The 23,682-nt window shown below is 73.6% G+C and carries 18 protein-coding genes; 10 read left to right on the forward strand and 8 right to left on the reverse strand.

Annotated features, from left to right (window positions below; all coding sequences use genetic code 11):
• Nucleotides 1-183: 183 nt before the first annotated feature.
• The 3 genes from EMA09_RS09355 to EMA09_RS09365 form a co-directional block, all read right to left on the reverse strand.
• Entirely contained in the window at nt 184-1,497 is a 1,314-nt protein-coding gene (locus EMA09_RS09355) for a citrate synthase (protein ID WP_240796323.1), read from the reverse strand.
• 138 nt (nt 1,498-1,635) lie between these two features.
• Nucleotides 1,636-3,864, reverse strand: coding sequence for an ATP-dependent RecD-like DNA helicase (locus EMA09_RS09360; protein WP_129840607.1), 2,229 nt, complete (start codon nt 3,862-3,864; stop codon nt 1,636-1,638).
• 274 nt (nt 3,865-4,138) lie between these two features.
• Entirely contained in the window at nt 4,139-5,623 is a 1,485-nt protein-coding gene (locus tag EMA09_RS09365; protein WP_129840608.1) for an aldehyde dehydrogenase (NADP(+)), read from the reverse strand.
• 304 nt (nt 5,624-5,927) lie between these two features.
• Between EMA09_RS09365 and EMA09_RS09370 the strand changes: the two genes are divergently transcribed.
• Both EMA09_RS09370 and EMA09_RS09375 read left to right on the forward strand, forming a co-directional pair.
• A complete protein-coding gene (locus EMA09_RS09370) occupies nt 5,928-6,425 on the forward strand; it encodes a MarR family transcriptional regulator (protein ID WP_129840609.1) in 498 nt (165 codons plus the stop codon).
• A gap of 64 nt (nt 6,426-6,489) precedes the next feature.
• Entirely contained in the window at nt 6,490-6,750 is a 261-nt protein-coding gene (locus tag EMA09_RS09375) for a hypothetical protein (RefSeq protein ID WP_129840610.1), read from the forward strand.
• A 16-nt stretch (nt 6,751-6,766) separates the two neighbouring features.
• On the opposite strand, the gene EMA09_RS09380 is transcribed toward EMA09_RS09375, so the two are convergent.
• Nucleotides 6,767-7,573 (reverse strand): hypothetical protein, encoded by an 807-nt coding sequence (locus EMA09_RS09380; protein ID WP_129840611.1) that lies wholly within the window; start codon nt 7,571-7,573, stop codon nt 6,767-6,769.
• Nucleotides 7,574-7,826: 253 nt separating this feature from the next.
• On the opposite strand from EMA09_RS09380, the gene EMA09_RS09385 reads away from it, so the two are divergent.
• Both EMA09_RS09385 and EMA09_RS09390 read left to right on the forward strand, forming a co-directional pair.
• Nucleotides 7,827-8,426 (forward strand): hypothetical protein, encoded by a 600-nt coding sequence (locus tag EMA09_RS09385; protein ID WP_129840612.1) that lies wholly within the window; start codon nt 7,827-7,829, stop codon nt 8,424-8,426.
• 71 nt (nt 8,427-8,497) lie between these two features.
• Nucleotides 8,498-9,133 carry a DUF4291 domain-containing protein gene (locus tag EMA09_RS09390; protein WP_129840613.1) on the forward strand — a complete coding sequence of 212 codons (636 nt, stop codon included), beginning with the start codon at nt 8,498-8,500 and terminating at the stop codon, nt 9,131-9,133.
• A gap of 26 nt (nt 9,134-9,159) precedes the next feature.
• On the opposite strand, the gene EMA09_RS09395 is transcribed toward EMA09_RS09390, so the two are convergent.
• From EMA09_RS09395 to EMA09_RS09405, 3 genes are read right to left on the reverse strand one after another with little or no spacing between them, the layout of a single operon-like run.
• Entirely contained in the window at nt 9,160-10,005 is an 846-nt protein-coding gene (locus tag EMA09_RS09395; protein WP_129840614.1) for a sugar phosphate isomerase/epimerase family protein, read from the reverse strand.
• A gap of 2 nt (nt 10,006-10,007) precedes the next feature.
• Complete coding sequence (locus EMA09_RS09400) at nt 10,008-11,162, reverse strand: dihydrodipicolinate synthase family protein (RefSeq protein ID WP_129840615.1); 1,155 nt, start codon at nt 11,160-11,162, stop codon at nt 10,008-10,010.
• Nucleotides 11,163-11,202: 40 nt separating this feature from the next.
• Nucleotides 11,203-12,363 carry a Gfo/Idh/MocA family oxidoreductase gene (locus tag EMA09_RS09405; protein ID WP_129840616.1) on the reverse strand — a complete coding sequence of 387 codons (1,161 nt, stop codon included), beginning with the start codon at nt 12,361-12,363 and terminating at the stop codon, nt 11,203-11,205.
• 91 nt (nt 12,364-12,454) lie between these two features.
• Here EMA09_RS09405 and EMA09_RS09410 point away from each other — a divergent pair, with 91 nt between their 5' ends.
• The 6 genes from EMA09_RS09410 to EMA09_RS09440 all read left to right on the forward strand — a co-directional run bounded on the left by EMA09_RS09410 (nt 12,455) and on the right by EMA09_RS09440 (nt 19,887).
• A complete protein-coding gene (locus EMA09_RS09410; protein ID WP_129840617.1) occupies nt 12,455-13,516 on the forward strand; it encodes a LacI family DNA-binding transcriptional regulator in 1,062 nt (353 codons plus the stop codon).
• Nucleotides 13,517-13,846: 330 nt separating this feature from the next.
• Entirely contained in the window at nt 13,847-16,057 is a 2,211-nt protein-coding gene (locus EMA09_RS09415; protein ID WP_129840618.1) for a glycosyltransferase, read from the forward strand.
• Nucleotides 16,058-16,230: 173 nt separating this feature from the next.
• Entirely contained in the window at nt 16,231-18,471 is a 2,241-nt protein-coding gene (locus tag EMA09_RS28925; RefSeq protein ID WP_240796324.1) for a SpoIIE family protein phosphatase, read from the forward strand.
• On the forward strand, nt 18,468-18,971 hold the full coding sequence (locus EMA09_RS09430; protein WP_129840619.1) for an NUDIX domain-containing protein: 504 nt from the start codon (nt 18,468-18,470) through the stop codon (nt 18,969-18,971). Before EMA09_RS28925 ends, EMA09_RS09430 begins: the two co-directional genes overlap by 4 nt.
• Nucleotides 18,972-19,141: 170 nt before the next feature.
• On the forward strand, nt 19,142-19,390 hold the full coding sequence (locus EMA09_RS09435; protein ID WP_129840620.1) for a hypothetical protein: 249 nt from the start codon (nt 19,142-19,144) through the stop codon (nt 19,388-19,390).
• Nucleotides 19,387-19,887: a hypothetical protein gene (locus EMA09_RS09440; RefSeq protein WP_240796325.1), complete on the forward strand. Its 501-nt coding sequence runs from the start codon at nt 19,387-19,389 to the stop codon at nt 19,885-19,887. The genes EMA09_RS09435 and EMA09_RS09440 overlap by 4 nt, the downstream gene beginning before the upstream one ends.
• A 16-nt stretch (nt 19,888-19,903) precedes the next feature.
• Here the strand turns inward: EMA09_RS09440 and EMA09_RS09445 are convergent, their stop codons facing one another.
• Complete coding sequence (locus tag EMA09_RS09445; protein ID WP_240796326.1) at nt 19,904-23,656, reverse strand: ABC transporter ATP-binding protein; 3,753 nt, start codon at nt 23,654-23,656, stop codon at nt 19,904-19,906.
• Between the last annotated feature and the right edge of the window lie 26 nt (nt 23,657-23,682).

Genomic DNA, 23,682 nt, shown 5'->3' on the forward strand with positions numbered 1-23,682 from the left:
CGGGTCCCCCCACAGGGCCCGGGACGGGGCGCTTCCTGCCGTCCGCTCAGAGCGTCCCCCCACGGGACCCCGGGCCGGACGGCCGCCGGCGTGGGTCCAGCCGAACCCGCGCCAACACTGACCGGTTAGACCCACAACTTCTTCGAAGGTTGCACACCTGATGATGTGACCTGAGTCACATGTTCAGCGCTCCTCCACCGGCACCCAGTCGCGCTCGACGACGCCCGTGTAGATCTGCCGCGGGCGGCCGATCCGGGTGGTCGGGTCGGTGATCATCTCGTGCCACTGGGCGATCCAGCCGGGCAGCCGGCCGAGCGCGAACAGCACGGTGAACATGCTGGTCGGGAAGCCCATGGCCCGGTAGATCAGACCCGTGTAGAAGTCGACGTTCGGGTAGAGGTTGCGCGAGACGAAGTAGTCGTCGCTGAGGGCGCGCTCCTCGAGGCGCAGCGCGATGTCGAGCAGCTCGTCGGACTTGCCGAGCGCCGAGAGCACGTCGTGCGCGGCCGTCTTGATGATCTTCGCGCGGGGGTCGAAGCTCTTGTACACCCGGTGGCCGAAGCCCATCAGGCGGACGCCCTGCTCCTTGTTCTTCACACGGCGGATGAACGAGTCGACGTCCCCGCCCTCGGCCTGGATCCGCTCCAGCATCTCCAGCACGGCCGCGTTGGCCCCGCCGTGCAGCGGACCCCACAGCGCGTTGATGCCGGCGGAGATGGAGACGAACAGGTTCGCCTGGGAGGAGCCGACGAGCCGCACGGTGGAGGTGGAACAGTTCTGCTCGTGGTCGGCGTGCAGGATGAGCAGCTTCTCGAGCGCGCTCACCACGACCGGGTCGAGCTGGTACTCCTCGGCCGGGACGGCGAACGTCATGCGGAGGAAGTTCTCCACGTACCCGAGGTCGTTGCGCGGATAGACGACCGGGTGCCCCACGGCCTTCTTGAACGCGTACGCCGCGATCGTCGGCAGCTTGGCGAGCAGCCGGATCGTGGAGATGTAGCGCTGCCGCTCGTCGAACGGGTTGTGGCTGTCCTGGTAGAAGGTGGACAGCGCGCTGACGACCGAGGTCAGCATGGCCATCGGGTGCGCGTCGGTCGGGAAGCCGTCGAAGAACCGCTTCACGTCCTCGTGCAGCAGGGTGTGCTGCGAGATCTCCCGGCTGAAGGCGGCCAGCTCGTCCGCGGTCGGGAGCTCGCCGTTGATGAGGAGGTAGGCCGTCTCCAGGAACGATCCCCGCTCGGCGAGCTGCTCGATCGGATACCCGCGGTAGCGGAGGATGCCTTTCTCGCCGTCGAGGTAGGTGATCGCCGATTTGGCGGTCGAGGTGTTGCCGAAGCCGGAGTCCAGGGTCACCAGACCGGTCTGGGCACGCAGCTTGGCGATGTCGAAGCCCTTGTCGCCGACCGAGCTGTCGATCACCGGGTAGCGGTACTCGTCGTCCCCGTACCGCACTACTACTGCATTGTCTGCGCTGGCGCTGTTGCGGTTTTCGCTCACGTCTTCCCTCACCGACGTAGTGCCTCTTCTTCGAGGTGCCCTGACTGCCTCCACTGTCCCCCATCTGGCGCCAAGATGTGCACTCGGGGTCGGCCATGCGGCAAATTTCTGGCACGGCGTGCCGCGAGAACCGGAAAATCACGGACGTTCCGGGCGCGCCACCGCACCGGCCAGCCGCGCGTCCAGGGCCGTGCAGCGGCGGCCGGTCGAGACGACCCGCACCGCTTGCCCCAGCGCTCTCCGTGACCCGACGAGCACCACGAGCTTCTTCGCGCGGGTCACCGCCGTGTACAGCAGGTTGCGCTGGAGCATCATCCAGGCGCTCGTCGTGACCGGAACCACCACGCACGGGTACTCGCTCCCCTGCGAGCGGTGGATCGTGACGGCGTACGCGTGCGCCAGCTCGTCCAGCTCGGCGAAGTCGTAGGGGATGTCCTCGTCCTCGTCCGTGCGGACGGTGAGGCGCTGCTCGTCCGGGTCGAGCGCGGTGACCACGCCGACCGTGCCGTTGAAGACGCCGGCGGCGCCCTTCTCGTAGTTGTTCCTGATCTGGGTGACCTTGTCGCCGACCCGGAAGACCCGCCCGCCGAACCGCTTCTCCGCGAGACCGGGCCGCGCCGGGGTGATCTCCTGCTGGAGCAGCGCGTTCAGCGCGCCGGCGCCGGCCGGGCCGCGGTGCATGGGGGTGAGCACCTGGATGTCGCGGCGCGGGTCGAGGCCGAACCTGGCGGGCACCCGCCGCGCCGCCACGTCCACCGCGAGCCGCCCCGCCTCCTCCGTGTCCTCGGCGGCGAACAGGAAGAAGTCGTTCATCCCCTCCGTCACGGGGAACTCCCCCCGGTTGACACGGTGCGCGTTGGTGACGACGCCGGACCGCTGCGCCTGCCGGAAGATCCGCGTCAGCCGCACGGCGGGCACCGGGGAGCCCGGCGCCAGCAGGTCGCGCAGCACCTCGCCCGCCCCCACCGAGGGGAGTTGGTCCACGTCGCCGACGAGCAGCAGGTGGGCGCCCGGCGGGACCGCCTTCACCAGCTTGTTGGCGAGGAGGAGATCGAGCATGGACGCCTCGTCCACCACGATCAGGTCGGCGTCCAGCGGCCGGTCCCGGTCGTACGCCGCGTCCCCGCCCGGCTTCAGCTCGAGCAGCCGGTGGACGGTGGACGCCTCGGCGCCGGTCAGCTCGGCGAGCCGCTTCGCCGCCCGGCCGGTGGGCGCGGCCAGCAGCACCCTGGCGCCCTTGGCGCGGGCCAGCTCGACCACCGACCGCACGGTGAACGACTTGCCGCAGCCGGGGCCGCCGGTCAGGACCGCGACCTTCTCGGTCAGGGCCAGGCGCACGGCCTGCTCCTGCTCGGGCGCGAGGGAGGCCCCCGTCCGCCCGCCGAGCCAGGCGAGCGCCCGGTCCCACGCGACGGAGGCGAACGCCGCCAGCCGGTCGTCCTCGGCCCGCAGCAGCCGCCGTACCTGCGCGGCGAGCGACACCTCGGCCCGGTGGAACGGCACCAGGTAGACGGCCGTGTGCGGCCCGTCGCCCGCCGGGTCGGGGACGGCCTCGCGGACGACGCCCTCCGGATCGGCGGCCAGCTCACCGAGGCAGTCGATGACGAGCCCGGTGTCGACCTGCAGGAGCTGCACGGCGTCCGCGATGAGCCGCTCCTCGGGGAGGTAGCAGTTCCCCTGGTCGGCGGCCTGGGACAGCGCGTACGCGAGCCCGGCGCGCACCCGGTCGGGGCTGTCCTGCGGTATGCCGACCGCGCGGGCGATGCGGTCGGCCGTGAGGAAGCCGATGCCCCACACGTCGGCGGCCAGGCGGTACGGCTGGTTCTTCACGACGGAGATCGACGCGTCGCCGTACTTCTTGTAGATGCGGACCGCGATGGATGTGGACACCTCGACGCCCTGGAGGAAGACCATGACCTCCTTGATGGCCTTCTGCTCCTCCCAGGCGGCGGCGATGGACGCCGTCCGCTTCGGCCCGAGCCCCGGCACCTCGATGAGCCGCCGCACGTCCGTCTCGATGATGTCGAGGGTGTCGGTGCCGAAGTGGTCCACGATCCGCTCGGCGGTCCGCGGGCCGATGCCCTTGATCAGCCCCGAGCCGAGGTAGCGGCGGATGCCCTGCACGGTCGCGGGGAGGACGGTCGTGTAGTTCTCGACGGTGAACTGCCGCCCGTACTGGGGGTGCGAGCCCCAGCGGCCCGTCATGCGCAGGGACTCCCCCACCTGCGCGCCGAGCAGCGCGCCGACGACCGTGAGCAGGTCCCCCGAGCCGCGCCCGGTGTCGACGCGGGCGACCGTCCAGCCGTTGTCCTCGTTGGCGTACGTGATGCGTTCGAGGACTCCTTCGACCACGGCGCTGTGCGACATGTCCCGACGGTATCCCCCGGGACCGACAGCGGGCCGCCGGTCCCGGAGCGGCGGGAGGGGAGCGAGCGGGGAGGGCCCGACCCCCCGTCCAGGCCCTCCGCTCCCCTCCCGCGCCCTGGTGGAGACTGCCGGGAGAACCGTTCGGTTGCACGGATCGGACGACATGTCCCGCCATCCGCGCACACGTTCGGGCAGGCCGGGACACAGAGACCGCCCCGGCCGCTCAGGGGGAAGGGGCGGCGGGGCGGTCGTCGGTGCGGCGGGGCGGACCCGCTCAGGCCTGCTTGCCGTCCACCAGACGCGGCAGGTTGTCCGGGTTGGCCTCGCGCAGCGCGGTGGGCAGCAGGTGGTCCGGCATCCCCTGGTAGGCCACGGGGCGCAGGAAGCGCTCGATGGCCGCCGTCCCGACCGAGGTGCCGGTGGGTGCGGTCGTCGCCGGGTAGGGGCCGCCGTGCTGCTGGGCGTAGGTCACGGACACGCCGGTCGGCCACTGGTTCCACAGGACGCGGCCGGCCCGCGCGGCCAGCGCGCGCACCAGCCGGGGCGCGATCGCGTCGTCCTCCTCGCCGACGACGGTGGCCGTGAGCTGGCCCTCGATGGCGGCGGCGAGCGTGAGGAGCTGCTCCTCGTCGGAGTAGGTGACGACGAGGGCCGCCGGCCCGAAGCACTCGGCGAGCAGCGGTCCGGGGTCGGCGAGCACGTCCTCGATCGACGCCGTGAGCAGCGTGGGGGCCGGCGGGTCGGCGAGGGAGGTGTCGTCCATGGTGACCGGGCTGACGGCGTCGTGCGACGCCAGTGTGTCCAGGGCGGTCAGATAGGCCGACTGGATGCGCTCGTTGAGCATGGGCGCGGCGGCGGGCCGCGCGGCGAGGCGCAGGTCGTCCAGCAGGGTCGAGCCCGCGGGCACGGCAAGGACGCCCGGCTTGGTGCAGAACTGCCCGCTGCCCAGCGAGACCGAGCCGAGGAAGCCCTCCGCGATCTGCGACGCGCGCGCGGCGGCGGCCCGTTCGGTGACGAAGGTGGGGTTGACCGAGCCGAGTTCGCCGTAGAACGGGATCGGTTCCGGCCGCGAGACCGCGATGTCGAACAGCGCCCGCCCGCCCGGGATCGACCCGGTGAAGGCGGCGGCCTTCACCCGGGGGTCGCGCAGGGCCGCCACCCCGGACTCCACCCCGTGGATCAGCGCAAAGACGCCTTCGGGCGCCCCCGCCGCGCGCAGCGCGCCGGTGACCACCTCGGCCGTCAGCGCGGACAGGCGCGGGTGGCCCGGGTGCGCCTTCACGATCAGCGGGCAGCCGGCCGCGAGGGCGGCGGCGCTGTCCCCGCCGGCGACGCTGAAGGCGAACGGGAAGTTGCTCGCGGCGAAGTTGAGGACCGGACCGATCGGCTCCAGCACGCGGCGCAGGTCCGGACGCGGCGCGCCCATCGGCCACTGCGGGTCGGCGTGGTCCACGCGGGCGTCGAGGAACGCGCCGTCCTCCAGCACCTCGCCGAACAGGCGGAGCTGGAACGTGGTGCGCTTCAGCTCGCCGGTGAGCCGCCCGTCGGGCAGGTGGCTCTCCTCGGCCGCCAGGGGCAGGAGGTCGGCTGCGCTGGCGTCGAGCGCGTCGGCGACGGCGCGCAGCGCGCGGGCGCGCTCCCGCGGGGGCGTCTGCCCCCACGCGGACGCGGCGGACGCGGCGGACGCGAGTATCGCGTCGAGTTCGTCGGGCGTCGTGTCGGCGGGCACGGTGCCGGCCGGCGAGGTCGGATCGGTCATGCGGCTGCTCCGTCGGGTCGGGGATCGGTGGTCGGGGACGGTGCCGGATCGCCGGACCGCCCGGTGGTCCGGCACCGGCACGGCGGCCGGTGAACGGTTCGACGCGGGTGGTCCGTTCGCCAGCTTACGACCGGGCGGCCGGCGGCACGGGAGCCCGGGGCGCCCTGTTCGGGCTCAGAGCCACACAAGCGCGCACACCAGGCCCGGGTCAACCACACAGACACCGACCGATGCGAACACCCCACCGGGAACTCGGATGACAGAAATATGTGTCATCCCAGCCATCTTCGCTACGCTGTCGGCCGTGCCCCATGACGCGCAGGTCCTCTTCGCCGACCACGTCGGCCGTTTCTACGCACGCCGCCACGGCTTCCCGCCCATGGCGGGGCGCCTGCTGGGCTACCTCTTCGTGTGCGACCCGCCGCAGCAGACGATCGACGAGCTGGGGGAAGCCCTGCTGGCGAGCAGGAGCGCCGTCACCGGCGCCGTCAAGCTGCTGGAGGGGCACGGGATGGCACGCCGCACCCGCGCCGCCGGCGAACGCGTGGACCGTGTCGGCCTCGGACCGGTGGGCCGGCAGCCGCAGAACTTCGACGCGACCGCGCACCGGGAACACGCCGCGCTGTTCCGCGAGGGCCTCGCGCTGCTCGCCGACGCCCCACCGCGGCGCAGGGCACCGCTCGCCGAGATGGTCGCCCTCGCGGACTTCCTGGCGGACCGCCTGCCCGTCCTGCTGGAGGAGTGGCACGCCCACCGGGACGCGCTGCGCGCCTCGGGCGACCTGCCCGGCCCCGGCGACTGACGCACGACCACCCCCGTACGCCGGGCCGCCGGTCCGGGACGGGCCACGAGGAGGGACACCCGCCATGGCCGATCCGCATCTCGACGGACTCGGGGAACGCGCCCGGAGGGGCGACCCGGACGCGCTGGACGAACTGATCGAACTCGCCGCCGAGCGCGGTGACACGGCCGAACTGCGCCGCTTCGCCGACGAGGGCAGCGCCACCGCCCGCGACTGCCTCGCCGAACTCGCCGTCGAGCGCGGCGACCTGGCCGAGCTGCGCCGCATGGCGGACGAGGGGGACAGCACCGCCCGCGACTGCCTCGCGGAGCTCACGGGCGGGTGACACGGCCCCCGGCGCGTCAGCAGCCCAGGCGTTCGGTGCTCAGCGCGATGTCGTCGTACCGGATGTCGTACGCCGCTGGGTCGGGGTCCTGCTGGTAGAGCTGCCACCCGATGCGCACGGTGTCGAACTCGGGGAACACGAAGTCCACCTGCTCGCCGCCGTGCCGGTCGGTGCTGACGGTGAGGTCGGGCTGCGGCGCTCCGTCGAACCACACCCGCACCTCGTTGTCGGCGGCGTCCTGCCGCCACTCGACGCAGGTCCACTCCCCCGCCTCGGCGGGCGCGGATTCGCGCCAGTCGGTCCAGTCGCCCGTGGGGCCGCCGTCCGAGCCGACGCCCCACAGGGCCGCGCCGTCCTCGCCGACGGTCGGCACCCACTGGCCACCGAGGGGCCGCACGACGCTGCCGTCGCCCCGTCCCGTGGCCTCGACGAGGGTGAAGTGCGCCCAGTCGGGCGCGGTCGGGAAGGCGTCGACGCGGACGCGCAGGCGGCCCCAGAAGCTGTTGCCGGGCGCGCTGAAGCCGTCGACCTCGAGGAACGCGTGGCTGTTGCCCTCGGTGTGGACGCGGAGGACCTGGTCACCGCCGCGCCCGCGCTCGACGGTGAGGGTGCCGTGCTCGGTGTCGACACCCCAGTCCAGGCTCGCGGCCCCGCCGCGCGGCAGGTCGTCGAAGTTTTCGCAGAACAGGAGGGCGGCGGTGGGACGGCACGTGTCGTGGCGCCCCCTGCCGTGTCCTTCGTGGCCGGCCGGGGCGGCGGCCGTCGCGGTCACGGCGGTGACGGCGGCGAGGACGAGCGCGCTGCGGACGATGCGGGATGCCATGGGGTCTCCACTCGGCGGGGGGACGGGCGGACGATCGGCGACGGGGTTGTGGGAGCGCTCCCATCGACCGAGCACCCTAGCGGCGAACCGGCCGCCGCACCACAGACACGCGCGCCGGACTTCGGACACCCGCCGATACCGCCCCCGACGGCAACAATCGGGCCACTATTGCCGCAAGTGGGTAACGCGACCGCTGTCGCACCCGGCGGTTCCCTAGGCTGCCCCGGTCATGTCCCATTCACCAAGGATTCACATGCGCAAGGCAATACGGCTCGCGCTGCCCGTCGTGGCCGCCGTGACCGCCCTCTCCCTGACCGCCTGCGGCGACGACAGCGACAGCGACGACAACGCGTCGGGCAGCGACACCTCCGCTGCGGAGTCCGGCGGCTCGGAGAGCACGGACGACTCGGGCGACGGGGCGACGGAGGAGGCCGGCGGCGAGGAGGGCACCGGTACCGAGGAGGACGCCGGCGGCGGCGACTTCTCGGGCATCCCGGCGTCGGACGCCCTCCAGGGCCTGTGGTCGGCGGGCATCGACACCCCGGAGACCTCGCCCGTCCTGAGCTTCACGGACGTCATGGTCGTCTACATGGACGACGGCAGCGGCACGGGCAACACCTGCACCGGCACCCTCGGCGAGCAGGGCCACATCACGCTGGAGTCCTGCGTCCAGGGCGAGAACGAGCGCACCGGCATGACGGGCGAGGTGACGAGCGACGACTCGGGCACCATCCGCGTCACCTGGGCGTCCGGCGTCACCGAGGACTTCACCCAGTTCATGGACGGCGACGGCGAGTTCACCGACCCGGAGCTGGCGGAGCAGTTCGACTCGCTGGAAGGCAGCCTCGGCTGATCCGCCCGGTGCGCGTGCGCCGGTGCTCCTCGCCGGAGCCCCGGCGCGCGGCGGGCCGTTCCGGTAATCCGATGGCGCGTCCGGACGGCGGCGATCACCCTGGTCCCGTGGACGAGCAGGAGCCCGAGTACCGCGTACGCGCCCTCCACACGGATGCGACGATCACCGTGTACCAGGCGTACGCCCCCGCGATCGGCCGGCCGGCGGCACGCGACGGCCGCTTCCCCGCCACCTGGCGGCGGACCCGCATGACCTGGGTCAAGCCGTCGTTCCTCTGGATGATGCACCGCTGCGGCTGGGGCACGAAGCAGGACCAGGAGACGGTCCTCGCCGTCGAGATCACCCGCGACGGTTTCGCGTGGGCGCTGCGGCACGCGTGCCTGTCCAGGCACGTGCCCGCGCTCCACGGCGACCGCGGCTCGTGGAAGCGGGAGTTGACCCGCTCCCCGGCGCGGGTGCAGTGGGACCCCGAGCGCGACCTGCGCCTCGGTCCGCTCCCCCACCGCTCGCTCCAGCTCGGCCTCACCGGGGAGGCGGCGCGCCGGTACGCCGACGAGTGGATCGTCTCGGTCACCGACGTCACGCCGCTCGCGCGCGCCGTCCACGCACGGGTGCGCGCCGGGGACACGGAAGGCGCCCGGCGGCTGCTGCCCGCCGAGCGCCCCTACCCCGTGGACGAGCGGGTCCTCGCCCGTCTGCGCCCCTGAGCGCCCGCCGCCCGGGGCGGTGGGGCTCAGAGCACGTGCGCGCGGTACCGCGCGGCGGTCTCGGCGATGACCTCCCGCCCGTCCCGCGCCCACAGGTCCTCGTTGAAGATCTCCACCTCCACCGGACCCGTGTAACCGGCCTTCGCCACCTCGTCCCTGAACCACCGCATGTCGACCGAGCCGTCGCCGATCTGCCCCCGGCCGTTCAGCACGCCCTCGGGGAGCGGCGTGATCCAGTCGGCGAGCTGGAAGATGTGGATGCGGCCGCCCTCGCCGGCCCGCCGGATGCCGGCGCCGACCGTGTCGTCCCACCACAGGTGGTAGGTGTCCACGACGATGCCGACCTGCTCGGCGGGGAAACGTTCCGCCAGGTCGAGGGCCTGCGCGAGCGTCGAGACGACGCAGCGGTCGGAGGCGAACATCGGGTGCAGCGGCTCGATCGCCAGGCGCACGCCGCGCTCACCCGCGTACGGGGCGAGTTCGGCGAGCGCGTCGGCGATCCGCTCGCGCGCCCCGGCGAGGTCCTTGTCGCCGTCCGGGAGACCGCCGGAGACGAGGACGAGGGTGTCCGTGCCGAGGGCGGCGGCCTCGTCGACGGCGGCCCGGTTGTCGTCCAGGGCGGCGGCCCGGGCAGCCGGGTCGACGGCGGTGAGGAAGCCGCCGCGGCACAGGGTAGTCACGGCGAGCCCGGCGTCGCGCACCAGGCGGGCGGCCGCCGCCACGCCGTACTCCTGCACCGGCTCGCGCCACAGGCCGACGCCCGGCACGCCGTGCGCCGTCAGGCCCTCCACCAGCTCGGGGAGCGCGAGCTGCTTGACGGTCCGCTGGTTGATCGAGAACCCGGCGAGGTCCGTCGTGTCCGTGGTCGTCATCGTCACTGCTCCACTCCGTGCACCGCCAGCAGGCGTGCCATGCGGGACTCCGCGAGCGCGGGGTCGGGGAAGAGGCCGAGGCCGTCGGCGAGTTCGTAGGCGCGCGCGAGGTGCGCCAGGGAACGTGCCGACTGCAGGCCGCCGACCATCGTGAAGTGGTCCTGGTGGCCGGCCAGCCAGGCCAGGAACACCACGCCCGTCTTGTAGAAGCGGGTCGGCGCCCGGAAGAGGTGCCGCGACAGCGGGACGGTCGGGTCGAGCGCCGCCCGGAAGGCGGCCACGTCGCCGGTGTCGAGCGTCCGTACGGCCTGGGCGGCGAGCGGCCCCAGCGGGTCGAAGATGCCGAGCAGCGCGTGGCTGAAGCCCTGCTCGTCGCCCGCGATCAGCTCCGGGTAGTTGAAGTCGTCGCCGGTGTAGCAGCGCACGCCCTTCGGCAGGCGGCGGCGCAGCTCCACCTCGCGCCGCGCCTCCAGCAGCGACACCTTGACGCCGTCCACCTTGTCGGGGTGCTCGGCGATGATGTCGAGGAAGGTGCCGGTCGCGGCGTCCAGGTCGGCCGAGCCCCAGTAGCCCTCCAGGGCCGGGTCGAACATCGGACCGAGCCAGTGCAGGATCACCGGCTCCGACGCCTGCCGCAGCAGGTGCCCGTAGACCTCCAGGTAGTCCTCGGGGCCGGCCGCGACGGCGGCCAGCGCCCGTGACGCCATGATGATGGCCTGCGCGCCGGTCTCCTCGACGACGGCGAGCTGCTCCTCGTAGGCCGCCCTGACCTCGTCGAGCGAGGTGGCGGTGGTGAGCTGGTCCGTGCCGACGCCGCAGGCGATCAGGCCGCCGACGGCCCTGGCCTCGGCGCCGGAGCGGCGGATCAGTTCGGCGGCGCCGGCCCAGTCGAGGCCCATGCCGCGCTGCGCGGTGTCCATGGCCTCCGCCACGCCGAGGCCGTGCGACCACAGGTGGCGGCGGAACGCGAGGGTCGCGTCCCAGTCCACCGCTGCCGGGCTGTCGGGGGTCGTGTCGGCGAACGGGTCGGCCACCACGTGGGCGGCGGAGAAGACCGTGCGGGAGACCAGGGGCGGCCCGCCCGCGGCGAGGACGGCGGATTCCGCGCGGGGTGTGTACGCGCGCAGCGCGCCGGTCGCGTCCGGCAGTCGGATCATGTCGGGGTTCGCTCCTGTCGGGTCGCGGGGTGCCGGGGCTTCACAGGGACAGTTCGGGCACGGACAGCCGCCGGCCCTCGGCCGCCGACGTGAGACCCAGCTCGGCGAGCTGCACGCCCCGCGCGCCCGCCAGCAGGTCCCAGGTGTAGGGCTCGTCCAGCACGACGTGCCGCAGGAACAGCTCCCACTGCGCCTTGAAGCCGTTCTCGAACTCGCCGTTGTCCGGGACCTCCTGCCACTGGTCGCGGAAGACCTCGGTGGCGGGCAGGTCGGGGTTCCACACCGGCTTGGGGGTCGCCGACCGGTGCTGGACGCGGCACTTCCGCAGGCCGGCGACGGCCGAGCCCTCCGTGCCGTCCACCTGGAACTCGACCAGCTCGTCGCGGTTCACGCGCACCGACCAGGAGGAGTTGATCTGCGCGACGGCGCCGCCGGCCAGCTCGAAGATGCCGTACGCGGAGTCGTCCGCCGTCGCCTCGTACGGCTTGCCCCGCTCGTCCCAGCGCTGCGGGATGTGGGTCCGCGTCACGGCCTGGACGCTCTCCACGCGGCCGAACAGCTCGTGCAGCACGTACTCCCAGTGCGGGAACATGTCCACGACGATGCCGCCGCCGTCCTCGGCACGGTAGTTCCACGACGGGCGCTGCGCCTCCTGCCAGTCGCCCTCGAACACCCAGTAGCCGAACTCGCCGCGCACCGAGAGGATCCGGCCGAAGAAGCCGCCGTCGATGAGCCGCTTCAGCTTCAGCAGGCCCGGCAGGAACAGCTTGTCCTGCACCACGCCGTGCTTGATGCCCGCCTCCTGCGCCTGCCGCGCGAGGCGCAGCGCGCCGTCGAGGCCGGTGGCGGTGGGCTTCTCCGTGTAGATGTGCTTGCCCGCGGCGATCGCCTTCGCGATGGCCTCCTCGCGGGCGAGGGTGATCTGGGAGTCGAAGTAGATGTCGACCGAGTCGTCGGCGAGGACGGCGTCGACGTCGGTGGACACCGCGTCCTCGCCGAGGCCGTGCCGCGCGGCGAGTTCGCGCAGCGCGTGCTCGCGGCGGCCGACGAGCACCGGCTCGGGCCAGATGACGGTGCCGTCGCCCAGGTCCACGCCGCCCTGTTCGCGGATGGCGAGGATCGAGCGGACCAGGTGCTGACGGTAACCCATGCGTCCGGTGACGCCGTTCATGGCGATCCTGACGGTCCTGCGTGCGGCCATGCGTGTGCCTTCCACGGGGGGAGTAAGCGCTTTCTATGCGGGAAGAAGCTAACCTCTCCCCACCGGCCCGGACAAGTGTGGGAGCGAAGGCATGTCAGTGACGCTGGCGGATGTGGCGGCCCGGGCGGGCGTGTCGGCGGCCACGGTCTCCCGTGTGCTCAACGGCAACTACCCGGTCGCCGGCACGACCCGCGCCCGCGTCCTGCGCGCCGTCGAGGAGCTGGAGTACGTCGTCAACGGGCCGGCCAGCGCCCTCGCCGCCGCCTCGTCCGACCTGGTCGGCGTCCTGGTCAACGACATCGCCGACCCCTTCTTCGGCATCATGGCGGGCGCGGTGCAGGCGCAGCTCGGTCCCGGCGGTGACGGCGACGCGGGACCGGGGCCGAGGATGGCCATCGTGTGCAACACCGGCGGCTCCCGCGAACGGGAGCTGACCTACCTCACCCTCCTGCAGCGCCAGCGCGCGGCCGCCGTGGTCCTCACCGGCGGCGCGGTCGAGGACGAGGAGCACACCGCGGCGCTGTCCGCGCGCCTGCGCCGGCTGGCGGCCGCGGGCGCCCGGGTCGTGCTGTGCGGCAGGCCGCCGCTGCCGGAGCCGGGGCCGGTCACCCTGACGTTCGACAACCGGGGCGGCGCCCGCCGCCTCACCGAGCACCTCCTCGGCCTGGGGCACCGGGTGATCGGCTATCTCGCGGGGCCGGCCGCCCGGACCACCACGCGGCACCGTCTCGAAGGCCACCGTGCGGCCCTGGCCGCCGCCGGGCTCGCCGGCGGCCACGAGCGGCTGATCGTCCACGGGGCCTACGACCGTGCCGCCGGGTACGACGGCGCGATCGCCCTGCTGGACCGCGAGCCGGGCCTGACCGCCGTCATCGCGGCCAACGACACGGTCGCCCTCGGCGTCTGCGCCGCCTTCCGGGACCGCGGCCTTCGTGTCCCCGAGGACGTGTCGGTGGCCGGGTTCGACGATCTGCCGTTCGCCGCCGACATCACGCCCTCCCTCACGACGGTCCGCGTACCGCTCCAGGAGGCGGGCGCGCACGCGGGCCGCCTCGCGCTGGGGCACGACAAGGCCCCGGCGGACGGCGTCATCACCTGCCCGACGACGCTCGTCCCCCGCTTCTCCACGGCGCCTCCACCGGAGAAGGCGTGACACACACGCGCCACCGCCGGGGCTCCCCTCCGTCCAGAGGACCCCGCCGGCCGGCTTGAGCACGCCCGGACGCGGGCATGCCCCATCCATCAGGCGGATACTGCGAAGCTCCTCGCCCGATTCCGTTGGGCTTCGACCGAGGAGTCGGCAGCTCACGGCCGACGCGTAGAGCCATCACCACAGGCAAGCGGCACCCTCCGCCGGCCGGTCACCCGTCCCCGTACGTGAGACATACGTCACTCCACGTTCCGGCACTCCCGTACAACCATCGGTGACTACCGCGTGTCAACCTTGGGGGAGCTTTCACGAGTTATTTACCAGGGGGGCACCATGGACATTACATTTCTCATCAATACCGCGTACGGCATCGGCGGCGCCATCCGTTCCGTCGCCAACCTGTCCGGTGCCCTCGCCGCCCGTGGCCACCAGGTCACCGTGGCCAGCAGGATCCAGACGCGCAAGCGCCTCAACCTGCCCTTCGACCACCGGGTCACCGTGCTCCCGCTCACGGGGTACCGCGAGGCCACGCCCGAGGAGGCGGACGCGCGGCTGGCCGCCTACCTCCGCGAGGTCGACACGGACGTGGTGATAGCCACCCGGCCCTCGCTGGTCGACGATCTCGCCCGCCACGGCAACCCGGACCGGTACCTGCGCGTCGGCCAGGAGCACCAGTCGTACCTGACCCAGGGCGCCCGCGCCCAGGAGATCCACCGCGCGGCCATGGGGGTGCTCGACGCGTGGGTGACCGTGTCGAAGGCCGACGCCGACGTCTACCGGGAGGTCCGGCCCGAGGGCTCGGCCTGCCGTGTCCTGTGCATCCCCAACACGTCCCTGCCCGCGCGCGTCACCCCGTCGACCGGTGACAACCGCATCATCGTGGCCGCCGGCCGCCTGGTCCCGGTCAAGCGCTACGACCTGCTGGTCGACGCGTTCGCCCTGATCGCCCCCGAGTTCCCGGACTGGGAGCTGCGCATCTACGGCCGCGGCACCGTCCACGGCGCGCTGCGCGAGCGCATCGAGCACCACGGGCTGAGCGGCCAGGCACGCCTCATGGGGCCGACGTCCCCCATCGAGACGGAGTGGGCCAAGGGGTCCATCGCGGCCGTCACCTCGGACGCCGAGTCGTTCGGTCTGACGATCGTGGAGGCGATGGCCTGCGGCATCCCGGTCATCGCCCGGGACTGCCGGTACGGCCCGCGCGAGATCATCACGCCGGGCGAGGACGGGCTGCTCGTCCCGATGGAGGGCGGCCCCGAGGCGTACGCGGAGTCCCTGCGCGCCCTGATGAAGGACGACAGCCGCCGCCGGCGGATGGGCGCGCGCGGCCTGCGCAAGGCGCTGGCCTACGAGCCCGACCCCATCGCCCAGCGGTACGAGAAGCTGTTCACCTCCCTGTGGTCGAAGCGGACCCGGCAGGCGGCCGCGTCACGCAGCCTGGTGAGCCGGCTGCGCTCCCGCATGGGCCGCCCGGCCACCGCCACCCCGACGGCGGCGCCGCTGCCGGCCGCCGGCAAGGCGGCCAAGCCGGCCCGCCGCCCGGCCAACCTCGCCCGCACCGTGAGCGACTCGGACGGCACGGTGACGATCTCGCTCCCGGGCGGTTCCCGTCCGGCGGAGGGCCTGCTGCTGCGGCTGCGCAACGACCCGCAGGAGCGCGAGATCAGCGTCCCGCTGACCGCCGAGGGCACGACGCTGACCGCGAGGATCGATCCGGCCGAGCGCCCGCTGCCGGAGGGGCGCTGGGACGTGTTCCTCCCCCCGAAGGGGAAGCGCGTGCTGGCCGAGGTCGTGGAGCGGGCGGCGCTCGTCCACTCCCGGCCCCGCGTGACGGAGGACGGCGTCTCCGCCTGGCTGCCCTACCCGACGAAGTACGGCAACCTGACGCTCCGCACCTGGCTGCGACCGGTCCACGCGGAGGTCGAGCGGGTCGAGACGGGTCCGGACACCGCGAGCGTCACGGTCACCGTGCTCGGCCTCACCGACTGCAAGCCCGGCGAACTGACGGCGGTGGCGGCCGGGCGGCCCTTCGTCCCCAAGCCCGCCGCACCGGAGACGGCGGCCTCCGACACCCCGGCGGATCCCGACACACCCGCCGACGACTCCTCCCCGGCCCTCGACGACCCGGCCCTCGACGCCGCCGCGTTCGACCTCCCGGACCCCGCCGGCGAGAGCGCCCACGACGCGCCCGCCGAGGACACGGCGACCGCCGGCGGCACGCCCTCCGCCGAGATCCTGGCGGACGACATCGAGGTGGCCGTGTCCGTCCTGGACGCACCGGGGCACGACGGCCCCGCCATGGGCGCCGACGGGACCGAGCCACCCGGTCGGCTCAAGCTGTGCTTCCCGCTCACGGGCCTCCCGGCGGCCGGCGCGTGGACGGTGCGGCTGCTCACGCCGGACGGCACGGCCGTCCCGGTCGGCCGCATCGGCGGCGACGTGCCGGACCGGGCGCCCACGGACGTCTACCCGCTCGCCGGCCGGGACGGCGGCCTGCGGCTGGGCTTCAGCTCCGACAACGAACTGATCGCCGTCAGGCAGTGACCCGGGGGCGGGCCGGCCGGCCACCCTCCGTGCCCGCTTGTGTCGCCCGGTGGTGCGGGCGCGGTTACGGTGGACCGGAGGGCCACCCGGCCCGCACGACCGCGTGAACGGCCATGCCCCCCGGCCGGGAGGTGCCCCAGGTGGCTTCCCCACGACAAGGACCGCACACGAGGATGGGTGTGTTCACCCTCCTGATGGTCTACGTCGTGCTGATCTCCGTCGCGCAGGTCTGGGCGGCACAGGCAGGGGCGCCCCGTCTGGCCGGTTACTCCCTGCTCGCTCCTCTCGTGGCGGGGGCGCTGCTCCCGCTGCGCCAGACCCTGATCGTGGTCCTGGTGACCGTGGCCGCCATGTCCGTGACCTATGGGCTGGTCATCGACCATCTGGCTCCTTTCAGTCGTGTCCTGGCGATCGGCCTGGTGGCCATCACCTCCGTCGTGGGGCTGGTCGTCTGCCGCATCCGGCTGGAGAAGGAGGAGCGCATCGGCCGCCTGATGGTGGCCCGGGACCGGCTGCGGCTGCTGAGCGCCGCCAGTACCCGCATCGGGGCGACGCTGGACGTGGACCGCACCGCCTGGGAACTGGCCGAGGTGGCGGTGCCCGGCTTCGCCGACTTCATGGCCGTCGACCTCTTCGAGGGCGTGCTGGGCGGCGACGAGCCGCCCCCTGGTCCGGTGGACGGTCCCGTCGAGCTGCGGCGCGTCGCCCAGCGCTCCGTGCTCGGCGACACCCCCGAGGCGGTGTTGCGGCCGGGGGCCACCGCCATCTACCCCGAATCCTCCCTTCTGACGCAGAGCCTGATGCAGGGCCGCGCCGTCCTGACGAACCTGTCGAGCGGCGACGACACGGGCGAGTGGCTGACCCGGGACGACCGGCGGGCGGTCAAGGCCCGCCAGTACGGCTTCCACTCGGCGATCGCCGTGCCGCTGCTGGCCCGGGGCACCCCGCTCGGTGTCGCCATCTTCGTGCGGCACCGGCAGCAGCGGCCGTTCGACAGCGACGATGTGCTGCTGGCCGAGGAGATCGGCGCGCGGGCCGCGGTGTGCGTGGACAACGCCCGCCGGTTCACCCATGAGCACCGCACCTCGCTGACGCTCCAGCAGAGCCTCCTCCCGCGCCGGCTCCCGGACGTGTCGGCGGTCGAGGTGGCCACCCGCTACCTGCCGGCGACCGCCGGGGTGGGGGTGGGCGGCGACTGGTTCGACGTCATCCAGCTCTCCGGCGCTCGGGTGGCCCTGATCGTGGGCGATGTCGTCGGCCACGGGCTGTACGCCTCCGCCACCATGGGGCGTCTGCGGTCCGCCGTCCGGACCCTCGCCGACATCGACCTCCCTCCCGACGAACTGCTGACGCATGTGGACGACGTGCTGATCCGGCTGCGGGCGGAGACCGGCCAGGAGGAGGCGCGCGGCGAGATCGGCGCGACCTGCCTGTACGCGGTGTACGACCCGGTGTCGAAGACCTGCACGGTGGCCAGGGCGGGGCACCCCGCTCCGGCGACGGTGCTGCCGGACGGGCGGGTGGAGTTCATCGATGTCCCGGCCGGCCCGCCGCTCGGCCTGGGCGGCCTGCCGTTCGAGTCGACGCGGGTCTCCCTCCCGGAGGGCAGCCTCCTCGTCCTGTACACCAAGGGCCTTCTCAGCTCGGGTGACCCGGAGCTCGTGCGGCGCCCGCCCGGGACGCCGCCGGGCGGCGACCGCCCCCCGGCCCCGGATCGGCACCGGGACGACGCCCCCTCCACCGCTCCCGACGGCCGGGGCGACCAGGACGGCGGGCACGACCGCGTCCGGACGCCGGGCGACGAGGGCGGCCCCGCCCCGGACGGAGACGGCGGTGCCCACGACGCCCGGGGCACCATGGCCGAGGGAATGGTCCGGCTGCGCCGGGCGCTGACCGAGCCGGCCCCGACGCTGGAGCTCGCCTGCGACTCCGTGCTGAAGAGCATGCTGCCCGGCGGCCCCACCGACGACGTGGCCCTCCTGCTGGCGCGGACCCGTGCCCTGGACGCGTCGCACGTCGCCACCTGGGACATGCCGGGTGATCCGTCCTCGGTGGGCCGCGCCCGCGAGCTGGTGACGGGCCGGCTCCGGGAATGGGGTCTTGAGGAGGCCGTGTTCACCACCGAGCTGGTCATCAGCGAACTGGTCACCAACGCGATCCGGCACGCGGGCGGCCCGATCCAGCTCCGGGTCATCCGCGAGCGGTCGCTGATCTGCGAGGTGTCGGACACGTCGAGCACCTCACCGCATCTGCGCCGTGCCCGGAGCATGGACGAGAACGGGCGGGGCCTGTTCATCGTGGCGCAGCTCACCGACCGGTGGGGCACCCGGCAGACACCGGGCGGCAAGACGATCTGGGCCGAACTCCCGACCACCGGCGGGGAGGTGGCCGCGGTCGTAGGCTCGGCCGTATGACGGACGACCTGACCGCGCCCCTGGCGACCGGCCCTCTCGGCATGCGCCTCCTCGCCTTCGAACGCCTGCCGGAAGACGCGGAGTTCACCTCCGATCCGGTCGGCTACTGCCTGGTCGTGCTGCGGCACGCGGGCCGTCTCCTGCTCGTCCATGTGCGCCACCGCGACTGCTGGGAGCTGCCCGGCGGCGGTGTCGAGCCGGGCGAGACCCCGCGGCGGGCTGCGGCGCGCGAGCTGTGGGAGGAGTCGGGGCAGCGGATCGCCCCGGACGCGCTGGCCTTCGCCGGCTTCGCACGGACCTCGCTCCCGGACCGGCGCGTGCTGCGCGGCGCGGTCTTCACGGCGCACACGGACGCCCCCCTGCCGTACGAGCCGACCGACGAGATCTCGGCCATCCACTGGTGGGATCCGGCCACGCCGCCGCCCGCCGGACGCGTGCAGACCGTCGACACCCACCTGGCGACCCTCGTCGGCGACGGACCCGCGCACACCCCGGCATAGCCCCCGGAACCACCGCGACCTCCACCCCGAGTGACGAAGACCCCGACCGATGTAACGGAAAGTAATCATGGCCTCACCGTAAGGCCGCCCACTGACAACCGCAAGGGCGTGCAGGGGCGCGCAGGACGGCGCGAGATGCGCGGAAGCAGCGCGCGCCGTAACGTTCTGCCATGTCCGCCGCACCGGAACCCGCGCCCGCCTCCGTCCCCGAAGGTTTCGCCTACGACGTCCGTCCCGACGGCACGGTCGCCATCACCCGCCGGGGTGCCCCGGCCGCCGCGCTGACCGGCCCGCGCGCCGCGTCCTTCCTCTCCGAGGTCGGCACCGGCGACCCCCAGTCCGTCATGGCCCGCTGGTCCGCCGACCCCGGCTCCCACGACGAGGGCGGCGGCGACGGGACCACGGCCGCGGCGCGGTGACCGCGCGGGCGGCCGGGAGCGCGCGCCCCCTCGCCGTGTTCGACCTCGACGGAACCCTCGCCGACGCGCGGCACCGCCTCCACCACGTCCGCCGGCCCCCGAAGGACTGGGACGCCTTCTTCCGCGCCGCGCCCCACGACCCGCCCTTCCCGGAGGGCGTCACCCTCGCCACCGAGCGCGCCGCCACCGACGAGATCGCCTACGTCACCGGCCGCCCCGAGCGCTGCCGCGCCGACACCGAGGACTGGCTCACCCGCCACGGCCTGCCGCCAGGACGCCTCCTCATGCGCGGCGCGGACGACCGCCGCCCGGCCCGCGTCACGAAGCCGCTGCTCCTCGGCCGCCTCGCCGCGCGCCGCACGGTCTCCCTGGTCGTGGACGACGACCCCGACGTGTGTGCCGCCTACCGGCGCGCCGGCTTCCCCGTCCTCCTCGCCGACTGGGGCACGGACTCCCCGACCCTGCACGACGCGCAGGAGGACGAGGGCCGCACCTGAGTTCCGTCCGCGCCGCTCAGCCCCCGACCCGCGCCAGCTCGTGCCCGCCGTCCCCGCCGGCGTCCTCCTCGCCCGCGTACGTCCGCCACAGCCGCGCGTACCGCCCGCCCGCCGCGACCAGCTCCGCGTGCGTCCCGTCCTCCACGACCCGCCCGTGGTCGAGCACGACGACCCGGTCCGCCCGCGCCGCCGTCGTCAGCCGGTGGGCGACGACCAGTGTCGTCCGGCTGCCGGCGAGCCGGTCCGTGGCCCGCGTGACGAGGGCCTCCGTGGCGAGGTCGAGCGCCGCCGTCGCCTCGTCGAGCAGCAGGATGTCGGGACCCACCAGTTCCGCGCGGGCGAGCGCGATGAGCTGCCGCTGCCCCGCCGACAGGTTGCGCCCGCGCTCGGCCACCGGGTGCAGGTAGCCCCCGTCGAGCGCGCCGATCATGCGGTGCGCCCCCACGGCCCTGGCCGCCGCCTCCACCTCGGCGTCCGTCGCGTCCGGCCGCCCGTAGGCGATGGCGTCCCTGACCGTCCCGGCGAAGAGGTACGCCTCCTGCGGTACGACGCCCAGCCGGTGCCGGTACGCGGTCGGGTCGAGGTCACGCAGGTCCGTGCCGTCCACCCGCACCGCCCCGGCGGTCGGGTCGTAGTACCGCGCGACGAGCTTGACGAGGGTCGACTTGCCCGCGCCCGTCTCACCGACGAACGCCACGGTCTGCCCCGCCTCGATCCGCAGGTCGACGCCGGACAGCGCCTCCTCGTCAGCGCCCCCGTACCGGAACCTGACTCCCTCGAAGACCAGCTCCCCGCGCAGCCGCCCCACCCCGGCCGGGTCGGGGGCCACGGGCGTGGTGGACTCCTCGGCGAGGAGTTCCTGGATGCGCCGCAGCGACACCGTGGCCTGCTGGTAGCCGTCGAAGACCTGCGAGAGCTGCTGCACCGGCGCGAAGAACAGCTCGATGTACAGCAGGTACGCGACCAGCGCGCCCGCCGTCAGCGTCCCGTCCCCCACGCGCCCCGCGCCGACGACGAGCACGCCCGCCGTCGCCAGCGTCGCGAGAAGCTGCACGAACGGGAAGTACACCGAGATCAGCCACTGCCCGTGCACCCGCGCCTGCCGGTAGCCGTCGGACCGCTCGGCGAAACGCTCGTACCCGTCCCGCTCCCGCCGGAACGCCTGCACCATCCGCAGCCCCGCCACGGACTCCTGCAGGTGGGCGTTCACTCCGCTGACGCGCTCCCGCGCCAGCTCGTACGCCCGCGTGCTGTGCCGGCGGAACACCACCGTGCCCGCCACCAGCGGCACCAGCGTTGCCAGCACCACCAGCGCGAGCTGCCCGTCGAGCGCTATGAGCACGCCCATGATGCCGAAGAACGTCAGCACCGCGACCAGGGCCTGGGCCAGCCCGGTCTGGAGGAACGAGGTGAGCGCGTCCACGTCCGTGGTCATCCGCGTCATGATCCGGCCGGACAGCTCGCGCTCGTAGTAGTCGAGCCCGAGGCGCTGGAGCTGGGCGAAGATCTTGATGCGCAGGGAGTACAGCGCGCGCTCACCAGTACGCCCGATCACCAGCAGGGAGCCGTACTGCGCGGCCCACTGCGCGAGGACCACAGCGAGCGCGATCCACGCCGCCGTCCACACCCCGCTGAGCGCGGCACGCTGCACGCCCTCGTCAATGCCCTGCCGGATCAGGATCGGGACGGCGAGCGACCCGATGGCGTCCGCCACGACCAGCGCGAGCGCCACCAGCAGCGGCCGGCCCAGCCCGCCGAGGAGACGCCGCAGCCCGTATCCGCCGGCCTCCGCGCGGGCGGCCCGCTCCTCGTCCACGCCCGGCGTGTCGGTGGCCGGTGGCAGCTCCGCTATCCGGTCCGCGAGGTCGGGCGACGGCGGCGTCATCGCGGCGGAGCGCCGTACGTCCGCCTCCCGCGCCGCGTCACTACCGCGGTCCCACAGCTCCGGTGTCACCCCGCCATCGGACTCGGCGTCGTCCCCGTCGCCGCCTGCGGCACCCGCCGGGTCGCGCTCAACGCCGCCCAGCTCGCCCGGGTCGGCCAGCAGCTCCCGGTACTCGTCGCACCGCGCGACCAGCTCCGCGTGCGTACCGGTGTCCACGAGCCGCCCGCCGTCCAGCACCGCGATGCGGTCCGCGAGCTGCAGTGTGGACTGCCGGTGCGCGATCAGGAGCGTCGTACGCCCGGCCATGACGGACCGCAGCGCCCCGTGGATCTCGTGCTCCACACGCGCGTCGACGGCCGACGTGGCGTCGTCCAGGATCAGCAGCCGGGGATCGGTCAGTATGGCGCGCGCCAGGGCCACGCGCTGCCGCTGGCCGCCGGAGAGGGTGAGTCCCTGCTCGCCGATGACCGTGTCGTACCCGTCGGGCAGCGCGCGGATGAACCCGTCCGCCTGCGCCGCCCGTGCGGCGGCCCGCACCTGCTCGTCGCTCGCCTCCGGATGCCCGTAGGCGAGATTGGCGCGGATCGTGTCGGAGAACAGGAAGCAGTCCTCCGGCACCAGCCCTATGGCCGTACGCAGCGAGTCATACGTGAGGTGCTTGATGTCCTCGCCGCCCACGCGGATGACCCCACTGTCGGGATCGTAGAAACGCGGCAGCAGCAGCGACACCGTCGACTTTCCGCTCCCAGAACGCCCCACCACAGCGAGGGTTTCCCCGGGGTCGATCCGCAGCGACAGCTCATGCAGCACGGGACGCGCACCGTCGCCGGTCCCGTAGCCGAAGCTCACCCGGTCGAACTCCACGGTCGCCGGCGCGTCGGCGGGCAGCGTGCGGGCGTCCGGGTCCTCCCGGATCTCCGGCTCCGTGTCGATCAGCTCCAGGACGCGCTCGACGCCCGCCCTGGCCTGCTGCCCCATGGTGACGATCACGGTCATCATGCGGACCGGACCGACGAGCTGCGCCAGGTACGTCGAGAACGCGACGAACGTGCCCAGCGTGATCTGGTCCCGCGTCGCCATCCAGCCGCCGAGCGCCAGCATCGCCACCTGCCCGAGCGCCGGTACGGCCTGGAGCGCGGGCGAGTACCGCGCCCCCAGCCGTACGCCCCGCAGCCGCGCCGCGAACAGCTCCCGGCCGACGGCCCGCAGCTTCCCCGTCTCCTGCTCCTCCTGCCCGAAGCCCTTCACGACCCGCACGCCCGTGACCGCCTCGTCCACGACGCCCGCCACGTCGGCGGCCTTCGCCTGCGCGTGCCAGGTGGCGGGGAACAGGCGCTTCCTGGTGCGGGCGGTGATCCACCACAGCGCGGGCACGACGGCGAGCGCCACCAGTGTCAGCAGCGGGGACAGCGTGATCATGACGACGAGGGAGACCGCGAACAGCATGAGGTTGCCGATGGTCATCGGCATCATGAAGAGCAGGCCCTGGATGAGCTGGAGGTCGCTGGTGGCGCGCCCCACGACCTGCCCGGTGCTGAGCTGGTCCTGCCGACGCCCGTCCAGTCGCGTGATCGTGCGGAACATCTCCGTGCGCAGATCGTGCTGCACGTCGATCCCCAGCCGCCCGCCGTAGTACCGGCGGATGAACGTCAACACGTACACGACGACGGCGCCCGCGACCATGAGTGCGATCCACCCGGCGAGGCCGCCCTCGCCGCCCGCCACCACGTCGTCGATGATCGTGCGCGTGATGAGCGGCATCAGCGCCATGACGGCCATGCCGATCAGCGACGAGCCGACCGACAGGAGCAGGTTGCGGCGGTAACGCCAGCAGTACGCGGTGAGCCGCCGGATCCATCCGCCGCCGCCTGGTGCTCGTGCCACCGCTGTGCCTCCCGTCGCCTCGCCCA

It is taken from the genome of Streptomyces sp. RFCAC02 (assembly GCF_004193175.1).
GTDB lineage: Bacteria > Actinomycetota > Actinomycetes > Streptomycetales > Streptomycetaceae > Streptomyces.